Here is a 16381-nt window from a genome sequence, read left to right as displayed (position 1 = left end):
CACCAAAACCGACAGGGCGCTCTCTGATCGCCCTGTCGGAAAACATCAAGGTCACATGGCAGCAGCCAACGGAAGAGCCGCTTTTTTGGAACGCTGACGCCGTTGCTGGAGCCACCACATGGTGGCTGGATGGACAAACGTCCAGCTTCGAACTCTTGGCCGAGCGAGTCCGTCTGATCCTCCTCGATTGAGGGGGGAACGCGAAGGCCGGGCGCCCGATTCCATCGGTAGTCCCGGCCTCACTTCCAACGCCCACCGGGGGCGCGGCACTCCCCAGCGTGCCTCACCAGCAGTGATCGGACAAGCGCTTTAAGGCATCTTCAGAGGCGCGGAGGCCAAGCGCCTGCCCCCCTGTCAGAACAGGTCCTCCTGGTCGGTGATCGCCTTGGGTTTGGGCTTGCTCCGGGTGCTCTTCTTGGCGGCCTTGTCGTGCAGGCCCTGGGCGACCTCTTCCGCATAGCGGGCGTGGTTGAGCTCCAGCAGCCGGTTCACCAGCTCCCGCTGTACGCCGGGACCGACCGTGTAGCGGATCTCCCGGCCCACACTGTGGTGATCGTGGTCGAGCTGGGGGATCAAGTCATCCCAGCCGTAGGCCCGGCAGACCGCCTCGTCAATGGCCTGGTGGATACGACGAAGCTCGGCGATGTCCTCGTCTTCGCACTTGGGGTCGTTGACCAGGTTGTAGGTCGCGGTGAGACCGGCTTGGCGGGAGAGCATGAGGTCACGGCGGAAGGTGTCGAGCCGATTGCCGAGGTTCCTCATCTCTTCTGTCAGCTCGGGGAGGGGCAGCGTCTCAAAGACATCTGAGGGGGTGTAGCGGAGATCCGCTTTCATCGACGACGCACGCGCACGCGCCCACCAGTTAGTGCGGTGCGCTCGACAGCAGCGCCAGCATCGCCGTGTCATCAGTCGCGAAGACACCAAGCATGTGCGAGAACACCTGCCCAGTCGGCACCATCACCGGCATCACAACCTTGCTTACTAGCGTGATCACGACCACCTGCCGTAATCCCGCGATAGCACCATAAAGTTCCGGTCGCGCGCGCTCAAACAGCCACCATCGATCACGTGCCGTCTTGCTGTATTTGTTCGCGTCGCGCTCAGGTTTCACCTTCTCCAGAACCTGGGCATACGTTTCAGCCGCACCCTTTTCCCAATCCCGAAAATTGATGACCCAGCGACTTCCTGAGGTGTCCGGACGAGAGTTCAGATCCTGCCCATTGAGATAGGGGAAAAGAACCTCTCTGTTGCGGGGGTCCCTCTCGATCATCGCTCGCGCGGCGTCAGGTTCCATCGTGAAGCCAAGGCCAAGGATGTTTGAGCCCTGGAACGACCTCCCCGTATTCGCCAGCAGTCGGCGGGGGTTGCCCGTCACCCGGGACATGGGGTCAAGCGAAGGTGTGATCGCCGGGACCTCAACCCCATCTGCGAAACGTTTGGCACCGGCACCGGCACCGGGCTGAACCCGACTGCTCCACACCACGCAGTATTCAAGCACCGCGCTCCTCGACGGCCACGGCTTGCTCTTCACCGCCTGCCTGATGGCCACCCCGCCCTGTACAAGCTGGTCGAGTCCTACCTCACGGGTGTCCCCCTGAGCGAGCGTGTTGGTCGCGATAAGCCCGGCCTGCCCGCCCTTGTTCAGCAGGTCATGAGCCCGAAGCAGAAAATAGGCGACCAGGTCGGCGCTTCCCCGAGCCCCACGGCCTATCGCCTCGACCAAATACTCCCGATAGGCGACCCCCATCGTCCCGGTGAGCTTCTGACCTCCCAGAAAAGGCGGGTTCCCGATGATCGCGTCAAAGCCGGGGCCATCCGCTTTCGGCTGACGCAGGGACTCCCCGTTTTCTGAGATCTCAGTGACATGGCTCGCGAAGACCTCGGGAAAGGCCAACGGCCAGTGAATCGGGTGGCGGTCAAAGGAGCCGTGAACCTGGTCGGTGGCGAGCCATCTGCGGCGCTGTTCACGGGCGACCAGCTCGGCCCTGTCCGCTTTCTTGCTCACCGCGTCGGCCAGTTCGGCGGCCCCGAGCGAGGCGACGTCGTCGACCTCGCCGACCACCCAGCGCTGGCCGCGGACCTCCACCAGGGCTCCGATGGTCGGCCGTTCCTCTGTCGCGCTCAGGGGGGCGCGCTCGTCACCATTCACTCCTCGCCGACGGGCTCCCTCGCCGTTCCCGCGCTCGGGCCGTCGTTCCGTGATCGAGGAGATGTGATCATCGGGGGAGGGGTTACCGGTCGGGGGACGGCGGGGGTAAAGGACCTGCAAAGTCGATCGCCCTGGGACCGTTCCGTCAAGGGCGCGAACTGGACTGTACGCCATACATGTGCTGCATGTCCACATAAAAAATATCAGTGCGCTTAGTTCACATGCAGGCAGAAGCGGTCTAATATTCAACAGTGTGACGCGGCGCACCCTTGATCGGGTTACCGGCCGAGCGCCGCTTCTCGCCCTGCCGACCCTGCCCTCGGAGAGTTCGGCGACCCGCACCAACGGCGAACCCGACCGGGAGCGCCAAACGACAGAGGCACCCCGCCACCAACACAGGGTGACCATCACCGGGCGGATCCGCCTGGTCGTCGACTGGTCGGACAGGCGTCCGAATTTTGTTCGCCGGCCACGGGCCGCGCGCACACCGAATCGCATTCTGTCCCGTGCGGTCCAACCCTCTCTCCCAGATGACCGCATTTTATTGCTAAACACGGAATTCAACGGCACGTGACCATACGATATAGGACCGGCAACACAGAAGGCGAAGGTGCCGACAGTGCAGCGATGCACCAAGAAGGGCCGACATAACCACCACACTGCACCTTTGGGTTATATCGGGACACAAAAAGCATTTAACGACATCGACCTGGTCGTGGCGGAGATCGCGGCTAGGGTCACCGTGGAAGATCTCCTGTCCAGTTCCGCCAGGTATCCTCCGGATTTGCGCAAGAAAATGCTGCGCCATGTGGGGCTGTCTGATATGCGGTCGATCAGCAAATCAGCGGCGACCAACCTTGTGCACATACTCCGGGGTAACGACAGGAGGCGGAGCACCTCGCTCATCCACGTCCTCAGCCTGCCCTTCCTGTATGGATTCGAGAACCACGACGAGCTCACCGCGGACGCCTGCGCGAGATTGCTGCGGCCGGGTTCCATGGCCGAGACGTTGTCCTCGGCGCTTTCCTTCGCCGAGGCACTGGCGAACATGAGGGACCTCACCGACAACTTCGCCGATCTCGTCGTCGCGCACATCTGCCGGTATGACGTTCCGCTGTCTCCGTTGGCACTCGCCCTGCTCGTCCCCTCCGCCGAGCGCATGGGCTCGAATGTCGCCGAAGAGATTCACGCCGCCTGGCAGGAGTTGCGCTCCCTGCATTCCGATCTTCCGGAAACACCGATCTCGCTGTCCGAACTTCGCAAGGCCATCTGGGCCCTCCCCTCGGGGACAGTCGAGGATCCGGATCCCGCCGCGATCGAAGCGCCCGACCACTACGAGCCCGAAGAGTTCGAGTTGACCACAGAACACGAAGAATCCGCGACACGTGAGACGCCCTCCGCCGCCGAGGACTCCATCGAGGCGTTACAGGAAGAGATGAGCCGTCTTCGCCAGACGCTGCTGAGGGCCGCCGAGGCCGCCGGAAACGTGCAGCGAGCATGCGCGGACGCACGCCGGCCCCTTGACCGCGACCTCGAAGTGATAGCGCGGAGCGTCACCGGCTTCGACGGACTGCGGGACAGGCTCGCGTCGGCGGCCAACTCCACGATCACCGACGACGGCACGGTGGCCGCCCTTCAGCAGACCCTCGACCATGTCGTGGCGGCGAGTTCCCAGCGTCGCCGAATACTCGCGCTGGCTCATATCGAGGGCCCGGCCGGCCTCGAAAAACCGCTGGAGGAGATTCGTGGGGCCTCACTTGACGGGTCTCCGATCCTGGCGACACTCGTGGAGCTCATCGATCTCGCGGGCGATCCGAATGCTTTCCTCCGTACGGTCGAGTTGCAGGACAAGTTCAGGGAGGAGGCGCCGACCGGCTGGGCCCTCGTGGCCGCGGCCGCGGCGCAGGGTCTCCTGGTGGTTCCCGAGCGGCCGGACATCGCCTCGCGCCCTCCGGCCGGGAGCGAGTTCTCCGAAGAGGACGAGCCCGATGAGGACGACGGAGGAACGGCCCCCGCGACGGATGAGCCAACGACGCCGCCGACGCCTCAGGAAGTCACCCCGGAAGATCAGGATGATCTGGCCGACCTGGACGCCTTTCTGGAGGCCAACCTGACGCAGCCGGAGGAGACGTCGCCACGGAAACCCAATGTCGCGGGAGCCGTTCCCCTCGCCCCCGTTGCCTCCGCGGCCGAAATCGCCGCCGTGGAGGTCGGCCCAGAGGAACAGGAGCGGCCAGAGAGGACATTGGCCGATCCCGTCCCCGTCTCGCAGCCGTCCACCGACCATGTGCAGGACCTTCCCCCGGAGTTGGTGGCGGCAGAGGCCAAGGCGATCCGCGCCGAACAGCTGGGCCTGGCGGCCTGGCTCCGGGCGGCAGCGGGCCGTCCCAGCGCCGAGATCAACGTGCGGCGGTGTGCCGCCATGGCCGCCGAGATGAGCGAGTTCGCCGGACGGCTGTCGGCGGCATTCACCGAATCGGCCGCGGAAGTGACGTCAAAGGCACTCGGCGATGACACCGCCGGACAATTGCTCGGCTGGGCGGCGGCGATGCGCGCCGGTCTGGTCCATCCCACGCCGGAGACCGCCCGGCTGCTTGAGGACCTCTCCCCCGTGGTCTCCAATTTCCCGGCACTGACCGCGTACGGAGACGCCTTCGCCAAGGTGGTTCAGGACGGCGCCTATCTCGTACCGGGGCTGTCCGGAAGAATGCGGAACACCTCACAGGCCGAGAGCAGCCAAAAACACGCCTCCTCGGTCGCGGCGAAGCTCCTTGAGGACGGCCCGTCCCGGACGATCAAATTCCAACGTGCCACCGAGGTGTGGAAGTCCCTGCTTCAGGAAAGCTCACCGCTGGGTAGCATTCTCACCATCGCGGCCCACAACGACACCTCTCAGGCGCGAAAAGCGGGCCTTGAACTCAAAAAACTCCGCGCCGCTCAGGTGATCGACCGGATGATCGACACCGAGGCCAAGAAACAGACTTCGAACCGTGGGAGCAACCGCATCCACTCCGGCGCGCGGATCAAGTTGGTAGAGAAGGTCAACAAGGCCCTGGACAGCGTGGCGGCCTGGGTGACAGCCGTCCGCGAGGTGGAGGCGCTACGCACCGACACCTCCGGCGTCCCCTCGGTTGTCGGAAAACTGAACGACCTGCGCACGGTGGTCAATCACGACAGGGCTCGCGCCGAGGAAGAGCTCACGAGGCTCGCCGCCTCGGCGGAACCACTGGCCGCCGCCGCCGTGGCCGCCGCGACGCTGATTCACGACACCCTGTCCCTGCTCGACGGAAGCTCTCCACCGGAGTCCGAACCCGCGATCGCCAACGTGCTCAACGGCGATCTCCTGTTCTCCCCCGAGATCAGGGTCGACGCCGACACGTTGACCCCGTACGCCCCTCCTTCCCTGAGCCGGCTCCTCCCCCTGTGCGGTGAGGACGGCCGGGACTGGCGGGCTGCCTTCACCGCACGTGCCGATCTCGGCGACCACGAGGGCACCCGGGCCATCCTCTCCGTCCTGACGCACCAGGACCACGCACTCGCGGCGGAACTCCGGCAACGCAGGGAGAAACTCGTTGATTCGGCTCGGCATGCGCGCAACGACCGGATCGAGGAGATTCACGATCAGGTCGCCGAATGGCGTCGTGACGGTGTGCTCCCCGAGGTCGTCGCCACCCGCTTCTCCGGAACGCTCCAGACACTCGCCGGTGACGAGCGGGACGATTTCGGTGTCATCTCCGGCGCTCTCGACCGGCTGAAGCAGGAGGCCATCGGGATCCGCGACGCCAGGATCACCGCGGAGCTGGAGCAACTGACGGACCTCGGCGCCGAGAACTCCGACGTCGCCGCGGCCCAGGAGCGGATCAGATCCTTCATCGAAGCCGGTGACCTGACCACGGCCCAGGAGTTCACGGCACAGGCACAGGCTGGAAAGCAGTTGCCCGAACTCTCTGATGCCGTCGATCACCTCGACCGCTTCTTTCCACGTTTTCCCAAAGCCTTCGAGGACACCTCCTCCCGCTCGACGGGGCGACAGCGGAGACCGGAGAGCGCCGACTGGTTCCAGAAACTCAAGGACGCACTCAAGTTCGGAAACGATATCGCCGATCCCCGGCTCAGCGGCATCCTGGCGCAGACCGGACTGTCGATCTCCGACATGCCGAGAGGGCGGCACGGAGTATCCGAATACGGACTTCGGAACTGGCAGGCCATGGCGCAGGGACCGAAGGGTGCGGGAAATCTGAGATCCGCCATCGCGGCCGTGCTGCAGATGATCGGTCTGGAGGGAGAGCAGGATGCCGATCCCAGCGAGGAGCAGAATCGCATCTGGGTCACCCTGAACCAGGTGCGCACGATCGGCGACGCCCTGCTGCCTTCCTTCGGGTCCAGAATGAGCCCGTCAGGCGACCGCCTCCGGCTGCTCCTTGTCTGGAAGTCCCCCGGTCCACAACAGGTCATCGAATGGTTGAAGGACCAGCCGGAGGGCCAGACCGTCCTGGTCTTCTATTTCGGAGTCCTCACGGTGGAGCAGCGGCGTCAGCTGGCCGCGGCCGGTCGCAAGCGCCCCACCCCCGTGGCGGCCGTCGTCGATCACGCCGCGATCTGCTACCTCGCCTGCCTGCCCGAGGCCAACTGGACCTCGACGGTGAGCCTGCTCGCGCCGTTCAGCTCCGCCAACCCGTACGCGCCCACGGGCGACGTGCCGGAAGAGATGTTCTATGGACGCTCGGACCAGCTGCAGGAGGTCACCAGCCGGACGGGGTCCTCGTTCGTCTACGGCGGCAGGCAGCTCGGGAAGTCCGCGCTGCTTCGCAAGGCCGAGCGGCACATCCAGAAGACCGACAAGGATCGAAAGATCATTTTTGAGATCATCCAGGACATCGGGCGGGTGGCGCCGGTCGAGTCGCTCTGGCCCATGCTCGCCAGGAAACTCTCCGCGGCCGAGATTCTTCCCGAGTCGGCGAGAACCCTCTCTGACGCGAAGGAAATCTGCCGCGGCGTGGAGAAGTGGATCAAGAACGACCACACGCGGCAACTGCTGATCCTGCTGGATGAGGCCGACGAGTTCCTCAACGAGGATGCCCGCCGCGCGTCGTTCAGCAATGTCATCGCCCTGCGTAACCTGATGAACGAGACCGACCACAGGGTAAAGGTCGTCTTCGCCGGCCTGCACCAGACCGCTCGCTTCGAGAGCCTGCCGAACCAGCCACTGGCACATCTCGGAACACCCATCGCGATCGGACCGCTCGATCCGCAGGACGCGTTCAATCTGCTGACCAGGCCGTTGGCCGCGCTCGGCCTACGTTTCCCCCCCACCCTCGCCTCTCGGGTGATCGCCGAGGCCAACAACGCGCCTGCCCTGATCCAGCTCTTCGCGGAGTCCTTACTGACCCGCCTGCGACGGCTTCCCGCCCTGCAGACGGCACTGCCCTACGAGATCACTCGTGAGGATGTGGACGCCGTCTGGCGGGACAAAAAGCTGGCCCGAGGGTTCCGTGATCGCTTCGAGTGGACCCTCAACCTGGACAAGCGTTACAAGGTCATCGCCTACGCCGTGGCGTTCAACTCTCTCGACGCGGGAACCGACGCCACGATGACGGCGGGCGAGTTGCGAGCCGCCTGCCAGGAATGGTGGCCGCAGGGATTCAAGGACTCATCCAGCGACGGTTTCCGCGGGCTCCTCGAAGAGTGTGTCAACCTCGGCGTTCTCGCCGCCGACCGGGAGCGTTACCGGCTGCGCACTCCGCACATCCTCAACCTGCTCGGCGGTGCCGACGAGGTCGTGGCGGTCCTGGAACAGGCTGAGAGTTTCGAGCAGGCCGACTCGTTCGACGCCCAGTCTTACCGTGCCGCCTACCTGGGGCGGCGTGAGCGATCGCCGCTGACCGGTAGCCAGGTCTCCTGGCTGCTACGCCGGCAGAACATGCTCCATCTGATCACCGGCTCGAAGGCACTGCAGATCGACCGAGTGGCCGTCGCGCTCCAGGAGGAGGCCAGACGGCACGGCCAGGCACAGGTGTGGCGGGTCGGCGAAAGCGGTCTCACCTTCGACGGGGCGGTGCAGCGGGCCAGTAGCGGTTTGGGCCACAAAATCATCATCACCGATCTTTCGGGCTTTTCGCTCACCAAAGTGACCGATATCGTACGAACGGCCTCCCGCGCGGTCTCTCTGTCCAGCGGCGGCACCCTTGCCATCGTCATGATTGCCCCTCCGGAGCACGCCCTTCAGTGGCTGACGATCGGCCGAGGAACGGACACGGCCGGAGACGGCACCGATGACCTGGCCGGCGCGGCCAACCTCGTGGAATTGCAGCCGTTCAACCGGCCCGGCGTACGGCAGTGGATGTACGAGGAAGGACTGGGTTTTCAGGACGAGGCCAGTCAAGGAGCCCTGTTGCGCGTCACCGGCGGATGGCCGGTCCTGATCAGCAAGGTGATCCAGGAGCTGAGCAGGCCCGACACCGATCGTGAGCACGCCCTGGAGTCCTGCCGGACGCACCTGAACCGGGCACCGGGTGAGTTCGTGAGGGCCACGGGGGTCCTCTCCAGCAGGGCGCTGAGCGCTGCGTGGAATGAACTCGTACGGCAGACAGAGATCACCGACGATCCGGAGACAATCGCGGGCTTTCTCGCCCTGGCAGGAGCGGACGAGGACGGGCACCCACTCTCCGAGGCTCTCTTGCGACAGGAACACTACGCCTCCACCATGGATCTGGTCGAGGTGCTTCGTACCCTGGGCGCGCTCGTGCTCCGCGCCGATGGCAAGCTCGAACGCGAACCCGTCCTCATGCAGGCGACCCGGCGGATGGGGCAATCACAATGACGTCGGATCCACTGCTGCCGATACTCCGCGCAGCGGCCGAGGTGTTCCTCTCCCGCCCGGCTCTGGCCGGGCGGGAACACGAACACGACACCGATCGATTCGTCACCGCCCGGCGGCAGATGCTCATCGATGCGCTGCTCAGGTTCCCTGAGCTTCGTGCCCGCCTCCGCGGGGATTCACGGATCCCCCGCGACCAATCGGAGTCAGGCGTTCTCGCGGTGCTGCTTTCATCGGCCGATGACGATGTCGTCCGGACGGGGCTCCGGCTGGCAGAACGGCTGGACAAGATGAGCCACCTCCAGCAGACCCGGCTGCGGCGACACCAGAAGAAGATCGACGAATTACGGGTCCGGCTGGAGCGGGCCAACGGCCGGAACGAGCATGCGGTCGCGGAACTCCGGAGCACCAGAGCCGCCCTCGGAGACGCCGAGAAGCGTGCCGAGGAACTGGGCGTCCAGGTGTCCGCTCTCCAGCGCCGTCTCCGTGATCCGCATACGACCGCGGCCAGTCTCCTCGCCGCCTTGCAGCAGCCACCCGACATCTCCGAGCGCGGACCAGAAAGCCGGGATCCGCGTAATCGCCAGACCTCCACCACTCCTCCTGTTCCGCTCGTCGCGCTCGCGGCGAAGGCTGCGGGCATCGAGTCCGAAACGCTTGTCGCAGCACTCCAGGCGATCGTGGCTCCTCCGGACAGCGCGCCGGAGCCCCGGGTGACCGTCACCCGGGAACTTCATCTGCGCGTCCTGCCCCTCGGGGGCGCCACCGAGATCGGTGGCTCGTGCGTGCTCATCGAAGCCGGTGGCACCCGTCTGCTGGTCGACGCCGGGTTGCGTCCCGGTGATCCGGCTCAGCCACCACGTGACATCGATCAGGCTCTGAGCGGACCGATCGACGCCGTGGTGGTCACCCACGCGCACACGGACCACTGCGGGTATGTCCCCGCGCTGGTCGAGCGGATGCCACGGCTGCGAGTGATCGCCACCCCGGCGACCGTACAGTTGATGCCCGCCATGTGGGCCGACTCCGCGAAGCTGATGGGCCGGCGGCAGCGTACCTACAGCAGTTGGGGGGTGAGTGGCGAGGCCCTCTACCAGCGCGATGCCGTTGAGGCCGCAGCCCAGCGCTGCGAAGAAGTCCCGTACGGCGTACGACGCCGGATCGGAGACATCACGCTTGAACTTTTCCCGGCAGGCCACATCCTTGGGGCTGCCGGAGTCGTCGTTCAAGCCGGTGACCAGCGCGTCGTCATCACCGGCGACATCTCCGGGTTCCGCCAGGAGACCGTGGACGGCTACGAGATCCCGGACGTGGCACGCGAGGCGGACCTGCTCGTGATGGAGTCCACCTGCTGCGGCGAGATCCACGACGCGCGGGAGACCCGCGTCACCGACCTGGTCCGGGCCGTCGAGGAGGTCTACTCGGCGGGGGGACGGGTCCTCATTCCCGCCTTCGCGCTCGGCCGCGCCCAGGAACTCGCGCTGATCATGCGAGACAGGCTGTCCCATGTGCCGGTGTTGCTCGACGGGATGGCCGCGGACGTCACCTCCTCTTTCGAATCCATCACCGCCGACCGCGGCTCCCCGCTGCGCATCCTCGGCGAGAACGTGGCACGGGCCAACCGCCCCGACGACCTCGACACGTTCACCTCCGGAGTGGTGATCACCACGTCGGGCATGCTCACCGGGGGACCGGCCGTACAGTGGGCGGCCCGCATCCTGCCCGAGGCCAACAGCGCGCTGTTCCTCTCCGGCTACCAGGACGAGGAGTCCGGCGGTGCCAGACTGCTCAGACTCGCCGAGGGGGGCGCCTCGTATCTGCCCATTGACGACCACGGCGTGGAGAGAAGGATTCCCCTCAGGGCCCGTGTCGAGATGATGCGCCTGTCGGCACACGCCGACAGGCGGGGCCTGCTCGAAATCGCCGACGAGGTCGCGGCCAAGGAGGTGATGCTGGTGCACGGCATCCCGCCACGACAGCGTGACTTCGCCGACATCCTGCGGATACGCCACCACCACACGGCACCGGCCGGCCCCTGGCGCGAAGGAGGATCGGTCTGACCACGGGTTGTTCTTCTATGGCCGGGCCCTGGAGGAACCGCACGAGGCGGGAGTCTAGGTCGCGACCAGTGGGTGCTGTCACAGGGTGCGGTCGACTGGCAACGCCGCACCATGAGCGGCTCCTCGGCAACGACCCAACGGGCTCACGTTCAACACCGCGCTACCGCGCGAACTCGCCGTCGAGACACTGGCCGCCCGCCTGGCCGACTTCTCCGCCGCGGCCTCCGTGCTCGGCGAGCCCACACGTCTTCTGGTCCGGTGATGAGGGAGGGACCCATGATGGTCGCGCAGCGCTACGAGTTGCGGCAGCCGATAGGCCGGGGCGGTATGGGGGAGATCTGGCAGGGCGTCGACCTTCACCTGAACCGCAAGGTCGCCGTGAAGCGGGTCCGGCGCGACAGGGTCACCGAGGAGGCCATCCGGCGGTTCAGGCGCGAGGCGCGGATCATGGCCCTGCTCCGTCATCCCGGTGTGCCCGCCGTCCATGACTTCGGGCAGGACGACTACGGGTTCTTCCTGGTGATGGAGTTCGTCGACGGATGGCCCGTCACGCACGTGCTCGACGCGCACGAGAGGCTTCCCCTCTCGTGGACCGCCCTGATCGGCGCGCAGCTGTGTGCCGTGCTGTCGGCCGCCCACGCCCGCTCGCTCGTGCACCGGGACCTGAAGCCGGGCAATCTCATGCTGTGCCGCGATGCGACCCTTGTCGTCCTGGACTTCGGGGTCGCGACAGTCCAGGGGTCTCCTGACTTCTCGGTGATCACCGGGACGATGGGTGCTCCGGGAACCGAGATGTACATGGCTCCCGAGCAGTTTCGTGAGGGGACGACCAGCGCGCTGACCGACCTGTACTCGGTGGGCTGCATCCTCTACGAGATGCTCACCGGCCGTCGGGTCGTTCATCCGGCAGGCTTCGTCACCGAGACGAGCGGACATTTCAGCACTCCTTCGGCATCGCTGGGAGCCGCGGCGCCGAAGGAGTTCGGCGAGCTGGTGATGGCATTGCTGGAGAAAGCCCCTGAGCGGCGTCCACAACGCGCCGACGAGGTCTTCCACCGTCTCCTGCCGTTCGTACGCGACCTGCCTCCGCTGCCCGGTGTCGTCGATCGGGCGACAAAGCCGATCCACCTGTACGCCGAGGCGCTGTCCAGGGTCAGCTGGTGACCAGCGTCATCGCCTCGGCGGCCGTCGGCCGACCTCCAGGATCCTTGGCGAGGCAGGCGGCGAGCGGAGCCTGGAGCGCCGTCGGCAGCACGGACAGATCCGGGTGATGAGTGATGATCTTCCGGTAGACGAGAGGCGTGGAGCCGGCGTCGAAGGCGTGCCTGCCCGTGGCGCCGAAGAGCATGGTCGCGGCCCAGCTGAAGACGTCGGAGGCCGGACCGACGTGCTCGCCGGAGATCTGCTCGGGAGACATGTAGGCCATGGTGCCCTTGAGGACACCCGAGGTCATCGTGACCTGGTCCAACGCTCTCGCGATCCCGAAGTCGATCACTCGGGGGCCGTCGGGGCCGAGCAGGACGTTGGCCGGTTTGAAATCCCGGTGCACGATGCCCGCGGCGTGAATGCCCGCGAGCGCCCCGGCCGTCCCGATGGCGAGCCGGGTCAGACTGTCGCCGTCCCTCGGTCCTTCCCTCCGCACCAGCCGTTCCAGTGAAGGGCCGGGCACGTACTCGCTCACGATGTAGGCCACGTCCCCCATCACGCCGACGTCGATCACCTTCGCCGTGGCGAAAGGACGCACCCGCTGCGCCATCGCGGCCTCCCTGACGAAGCTCTCTCGTTCGGCCGCGCCACCGATGATCCGGCTGTGCAGCACCTTGACCGCCACCCGCAGCCCGCCAGGGCCGTACGCGAGGTAGACCGCGCCCTGTCCTCCTGCACCGATCTTCCGGTCCAGTCGGTACGGCCCGATCTCCCCGAAGGGAAGGGAGCCGGACGCGGTGTTCGCCGGATACCGGGGGGACGGGGAGAAGGGGGAGATCGAGACGGGAGGAGATGACGGAGGTGGGGCCGGGGCCGGGCTCGGGTACGCCTGGTAGGCCCGAGAGGCGGGAGCCTGGTACGGCGAGGTCGGCGGTGGGGTCGGGTGAGCCCGGTAAGGGGAGGTCGGATGCGTCGGCGCCCGGTATCGAGGCGGAGGCATGGGGTTGTACTGCCAGTCCCCCGGAGGGGGATGGATCATCGACCGGCTTCGGAATGCGGATGACCGAAGCGCGAACGCATGCACCGTACCGCCCAGCCAGTTTACGACGATCATGATTCCCGTGATCACCTCGACCGGCGCCTCCTTCGTCGCGGGGTCATTGTCGCTATAGATCCCGGAAATGACGACGAACGCGAGCAGAATCACACCGTAGACGCCGGTCGCGAATCCGGCGATCCGGCTTTTCAGCTGCACCGCGGCGTGTCCGATGATGAAGGGGGTCACGAATCCGGCGGTGTACAGCGGGGCCAATGCCCAGATCAGGCTGAGCGGGAAGTTCCACCAGGGTGGCCGAGCGGGAAGACGCCCATCGACATTGTGGTGATGGCGAGGTGCGGGGCCACCGGCTGAGAGCACGGAACGAATAATACGGACCCACCGCCGACACCGAGGAGAACAGCGATTACGGAACCTCCATTTCGGGAAACCTCCCGGACCGAATCCAAGCCCGGGGCCGGCTCTCGATCGTTATGACATCGGGCCGACGGGCGAAGACCGGAAGCCCGGTGGTCCCAGGCCCATCGAGCCTCGATCCGATCAGGGTGTGAACGAGGTCCACCGACAGCGATACACATCACTTGGACGAGTCACAGCTATTTTAGTTGTGCGCTGAGTTCACACATGATTCACTGGTATGGCACAGCACACCGCCATCGGAGAGCGAGACCCGCCATGCACGGAAACCCTCAGCAGCCGCAGTACGGCTACTCCCAGCTCCCTCCCCCGCCCGTGATCGTGCAGCGGAAGGGGGGCGGCTGCCTGCGCGCGTTCCTCGTCGGCGCCGCCGTGCTGGCCTGTCTGGTGGTGATCGGCGGCCTCCTCGGCGGAGGCGGCAAAAACGGTGAGGACTCCACGGGTTCGGCCGACACCACGGTCGCCGAGGCCGCCGCACCCGCGAAGAAGACCGAACCCAAGCAGGCCGGACTCGGCGACACCGTCATGGACGGCAAGTTCTCCTTCAAGGTCACCAAGGTCGAGAAGGGCGTCCAGCGAGTCGGCGGCGAATACCTCGGCTCCGACGCCCAGGGGCAGTACGTCCTGGTGCACGTCACCGTGAAGAACATCGGCGAGGAGTCCCAGCTGTTCAGTGACTCCTCACAGAAGCTCATCGACGCCCGGGGCAGGCAGTACGACACCGACTCCGGCGCCGCCGCCCTCGGGCTGAAGAATTCCAACGCCTTCCTCAACACCATCAACCCCGGCAACACGGTCAAGGGGATCCTGCTCTTCGACGTCCCCAAGAACTTCAAGATCAAGGCGATCGAACTCCACGACTCCGTCTTCTCCGACGGCGTCACCGTCGCCCTGAACGACTGACGACACACCCGCTGCCGGATGGCGACGCTCCGGCCGCTCTGGAACCCCGGGTCTCGAATCCCTCGGGAACCCGTCGAGCATCACCCCCTAATGTGAATTCCACGGGGATCCGGCCAGCGTCGATTGCCTGGGGTCGAATCATTCGGGGACCTGTCCGGGTTCGTCGACGACTCCCGCCGCGACCTCGGCGGTCGCGAAGACGCTCCCCTTCGAGAAGGCCACCTCGCCGTTGATGAGGTAGTCCCGCAGGTATTCCGTCCGCGAGCCGAGATAGTTGTAGGTCGTGCCGTCGAGGACGACATAGGAGCGTGCGACGACCTCGCCGTTCTCGTCGCGCTGCGTGCCGGAGCCCGGAGAGCCGGATTCGTAGGCGATGCCCATGCCCGACCTGCCCACCGCGTCGCGTACGCCGAGGTCCACCCGGACTCCGGGGATCCTGGCGAGGGCGCGGAAGATCGCGGCCTCCAGCTTGGGCGGCATGTACTCCTCCTGGCCGAGGTAGAGCGACAGCACTCGGAACGCCCGTGCGTCCGGGTGCTCGTGGAGACCGCGCTCCTCGACCGGCTTGTCCCTCCAGTGCAGGTCGCCCTTGACGTGGGCGAGCAGCTCGTCCGGGTCGGTGGGCAGCTTGGCCAGCCTGGCCGCGTACTGCCGGGGGGACAGGTCGTCGTCACCCGGGTCCGGCTCGATCGTCCGCCTCTGCATCGGGCGCGAGCCCAGCCGGGTCGCCTGCTCGGTGCCGTCGTAGCGGGTCCAGTACTCCTGCGTCTCGACCGCGCCGTCGGCGGGCTGCATGACGACGCTCTTGCGGTACAGCCACTGGTCGGGACGGGGCGAGGTGTCCTCGGGACGGCGCTTCTCGGCCGTCAGAGCCGCCTGCCGCAGCACGACCTGCGCGCTCACCGGCGTCACCTGCACGATGGCGGGCGGCGACACGACCGGCCGGCCGTCGTCGTTCACCACCACGACCACCGCCGCGATCGCCACGGCGGCCGTCATCGCCGCCGTCGTGACCATCGGCAGCGAGAGTACGGGACGGAACCGGCGGGGCCGCAGAGAACGCGCCCGCAGCGCGCGCAGGCGGTCGGCGTCGGGCTCGGGCGCGTCCGCCCGCAGCTCACTCAGCAGCTTCAGGTCATCCACGGCCGGTCTTCTCCTCCGAGTTGTTCGCGATATCCGAGACGGCGGACGGGTCGACCCCGCCCAGGGCATCGCGGGTCTTTCTCCTGGCACGGTGCAGGCGTGAGCGCACCGTGCCGATGGGCACGCCGAGCGCTCGCGCCGTCTCCTCGTAGCTGAAGTCCGCCCAGGCGATCATCAACAGCACCTCGCGATCCTTCGGCGACAGCGTGGCGAGCGCCCTCACCAGATCGCGCTGCGCCGCCGAGGCCGCCACCCGGGCCTCCACCCGGTCGGCGTAACTCTCGGCGACTTCGTCCACCCCGGTCCTGGCCAGCGAGAGGTACGCCCTGACCTCGGCACGGCGGTGCTTGCCGATGAGGTTGGCCGCGATGCCGTACAGCCAGGGACGGGCATTGGGGTAGTCGGTGTCGTAGCGTCCGAGCCGCCGGAAGGCGGTGAGGAACGTCTCGGAGACGATGTCGTCGGCCATCGAGTCCCCCAGGCGCCGCGTCACATAGCGATGCAGGGCGGGGGCGTGTCGGTCGAACAGCACCGAGAACGCGGCGGGATCACGCCGGGCACGCTTGATCACCTCCGCGTCGTCCGGATCCGTCTTCGTACCCAAGCGTGAACTCCGTTTCCTCGGTCCGGTCACTCTCTTTCACCCGGTGCCGTGAATCGAGTTCTCCACACCCGCGCTCGGTGCTCAC

Annotated in this window: 9 protein-coding genes; 4 read left to right on the top strand and 5 right to left on the bottom strand. The window is 66.4% G+C overall.

Translation table 11 applies throughout. The features are described 5' to 3' along the window. Positions 1-354: 354 nt before the first annotated feature. On the bottom strand, positions 355-834 hold the full coding sequence (locus tag ACIBH4_RS13760; RefSeq protein WP_362512779.1) for a hypothetical protein: 480 nt from the start codon (positions 832-834) through the stop codon (positions 355-357). A gap of 28 nt (positions 835-862) precedes the next feature. Continuing rightward, on the bottom strand, positions 863-2149 hold the full coding sequence (locus ACIBH4_RS13755) for an Eco57I restriction-modification methylase domain-containing protein (protein WP_362512782.1): 1287 nt from the start codon (positions 2147-2149) through the stop codon (positions 863-865). A 784-nt stretch (positions 2150-2933) separates the two neighbouring features. Between ACIBH4_RS13755 and ACIBH4_RS13750 the strand changes: the two genes are divergently transcribed. The 3 genes from ACIBH4_RS13750 (at position 2934) to ACIBH4_RS13740 (ending at position 12190) form a co-directional block, all read left to right on the top strand. Then, complete coding sequence (locus ACIBH4_RS13750; RefSeq protein WP_362512786.1) at positions 2934-8969, top strand: hypothetical protein; 6036 nt, start codon at positions 2934-2936, stop codon at positions 8967-8969. Further along, positions 8966-11026 (top strand): MBL fold metallo-hydrolase, encoded by a 2061-nt coding sequence (locus ACIBH4_RS13745; protein WP_362512788.1) that lies wholly within the window; start codon positions 8966-8968, stop codon positions 11024-11026. Before ACIBH4_RS13750 ends, ACIBH4_RS13745 begins: the two co-directional genes overlap by 4 nt. A 276-nt stretch (positions 11027-11302) precedes the next feature. Then, positions 11303-12190: a serine/threonine-protein kinase gene (locus tag ACIBH4_RS13740; RefSeq protein ID WP_362512792.1), complete on the top strand. Its 888-nt coding sequence runs from the start codon at positions 11303-11305 to the stop codon at positions 12188-12190. On the opposite strand, the gene ACIBH4_RS13735 is transcribed toward ACIBH4_RS13740, so the two are convergent. Further along, entirely contained in the window at positions 12180-13589 is a 1410-nt protein-coding gene (locus ACIBH4_RS13735) for a protein kinase (protein WP_362763619.1), read from the bottom strand. The two genes, ACIBH4_RS13740 and ACIBH4_RS13735, sit on opposite strands and share 11 nt — an antisense overlap. 315 nt (positions 13590-13904) lie before the next feature. On the opposite strand from ACIBH4_RS13735, the gene ACIBH4_RS13730 reads away from it, so the two are divergent. After that, positions 13905-14549 carry a DUF4352 domain-containing protein gene (locus tag ACIBH4_RS13730; protein WP_362512798.1) on the top strand — a complete coding sequence of 215 codons (645 nt, stop codon included), beginning with the start codon at positions 13905-13907 and terminating at the stop codon, positions 14547-14549. Between the two features lie 138 nt (positions 14550-14687). On the opposite strand, the gene ACIBH4_RS13725 is transcribed toward ACIBH4_RS13730, so the two are convergent. Both ACIBH4_RS13725 and ACIBH4_RS13720 read right to left on the bottom strand, forming a co-directional pair. Next, complete coding sequence (locus tag ACIBH4_RS13725) at positions 14688-15692, bottom strand: CU044_5270 family protein (RefSeq protein WP_362763617.1); 1005 nt, start codon at positions 15690-15692, stop codon at positions 14688-14690. Then, complete coding sequence (locus tag ACIBH4_RS13720) at positions 15685-16296, bottom strand: RNA polymerase sigma factor (RefSeq protein WP_362512805.1); 612 nt, start codon at positions 16294-16296, stop codon at positions 15685-15687. The genes ACIBH4_RS13725 and ACIBH4_RS13720 overlap by 8 nt, the downstream gene beginning before the upstream one ends. Positions 16297-16381: the final 85 nt, after the last annotated feature.

Source organism: Streptosporangium sp. NPDC050284 (assembly GCF_044459525.1).
Taxonomy (GTDB): domain Bacteria; phylum Actinomycetota; class Actinomycetes; order Streptosporangiales; family Streptosporangiaceae; genus Streptosporangium.
Note: the sequence above shows the minus strand (reverse complement) of the source record. Positions and strands in the feature narration are given on the sequence as shown.

Coding starts and splice junctions, on each gene's coding strand:
- ACIBH4_RS13760 (WP_362512779.1), bottom strand. CDS start 834: ATGAAAGCGGATCTCCGCTACACCCCCTCAGATGTCTTTGAGACGCTG.
- ACIBH4_RS13740 (WP_362512792.1), top strand. CDS start 11,303: ATGATGGTCGCGCAGCGCTACGAGTTGCGGCAGCCGATAGGCCGGGGC.
- ACIBH4_RS13730 (WP_362512798.1), top strand. CDS start 13,905: ATGCACGGAAACCCTCAGCAGCCGCAGTACGGCTACTCCCAGCTCCCT.
- ACIBH4_RS13745 (WP_362512788.1), top strand. CDS start 8,966: ATGACGTCGGATCCACTGCTGCCGATACTCCGCGCAGCGGCCGAGGTG.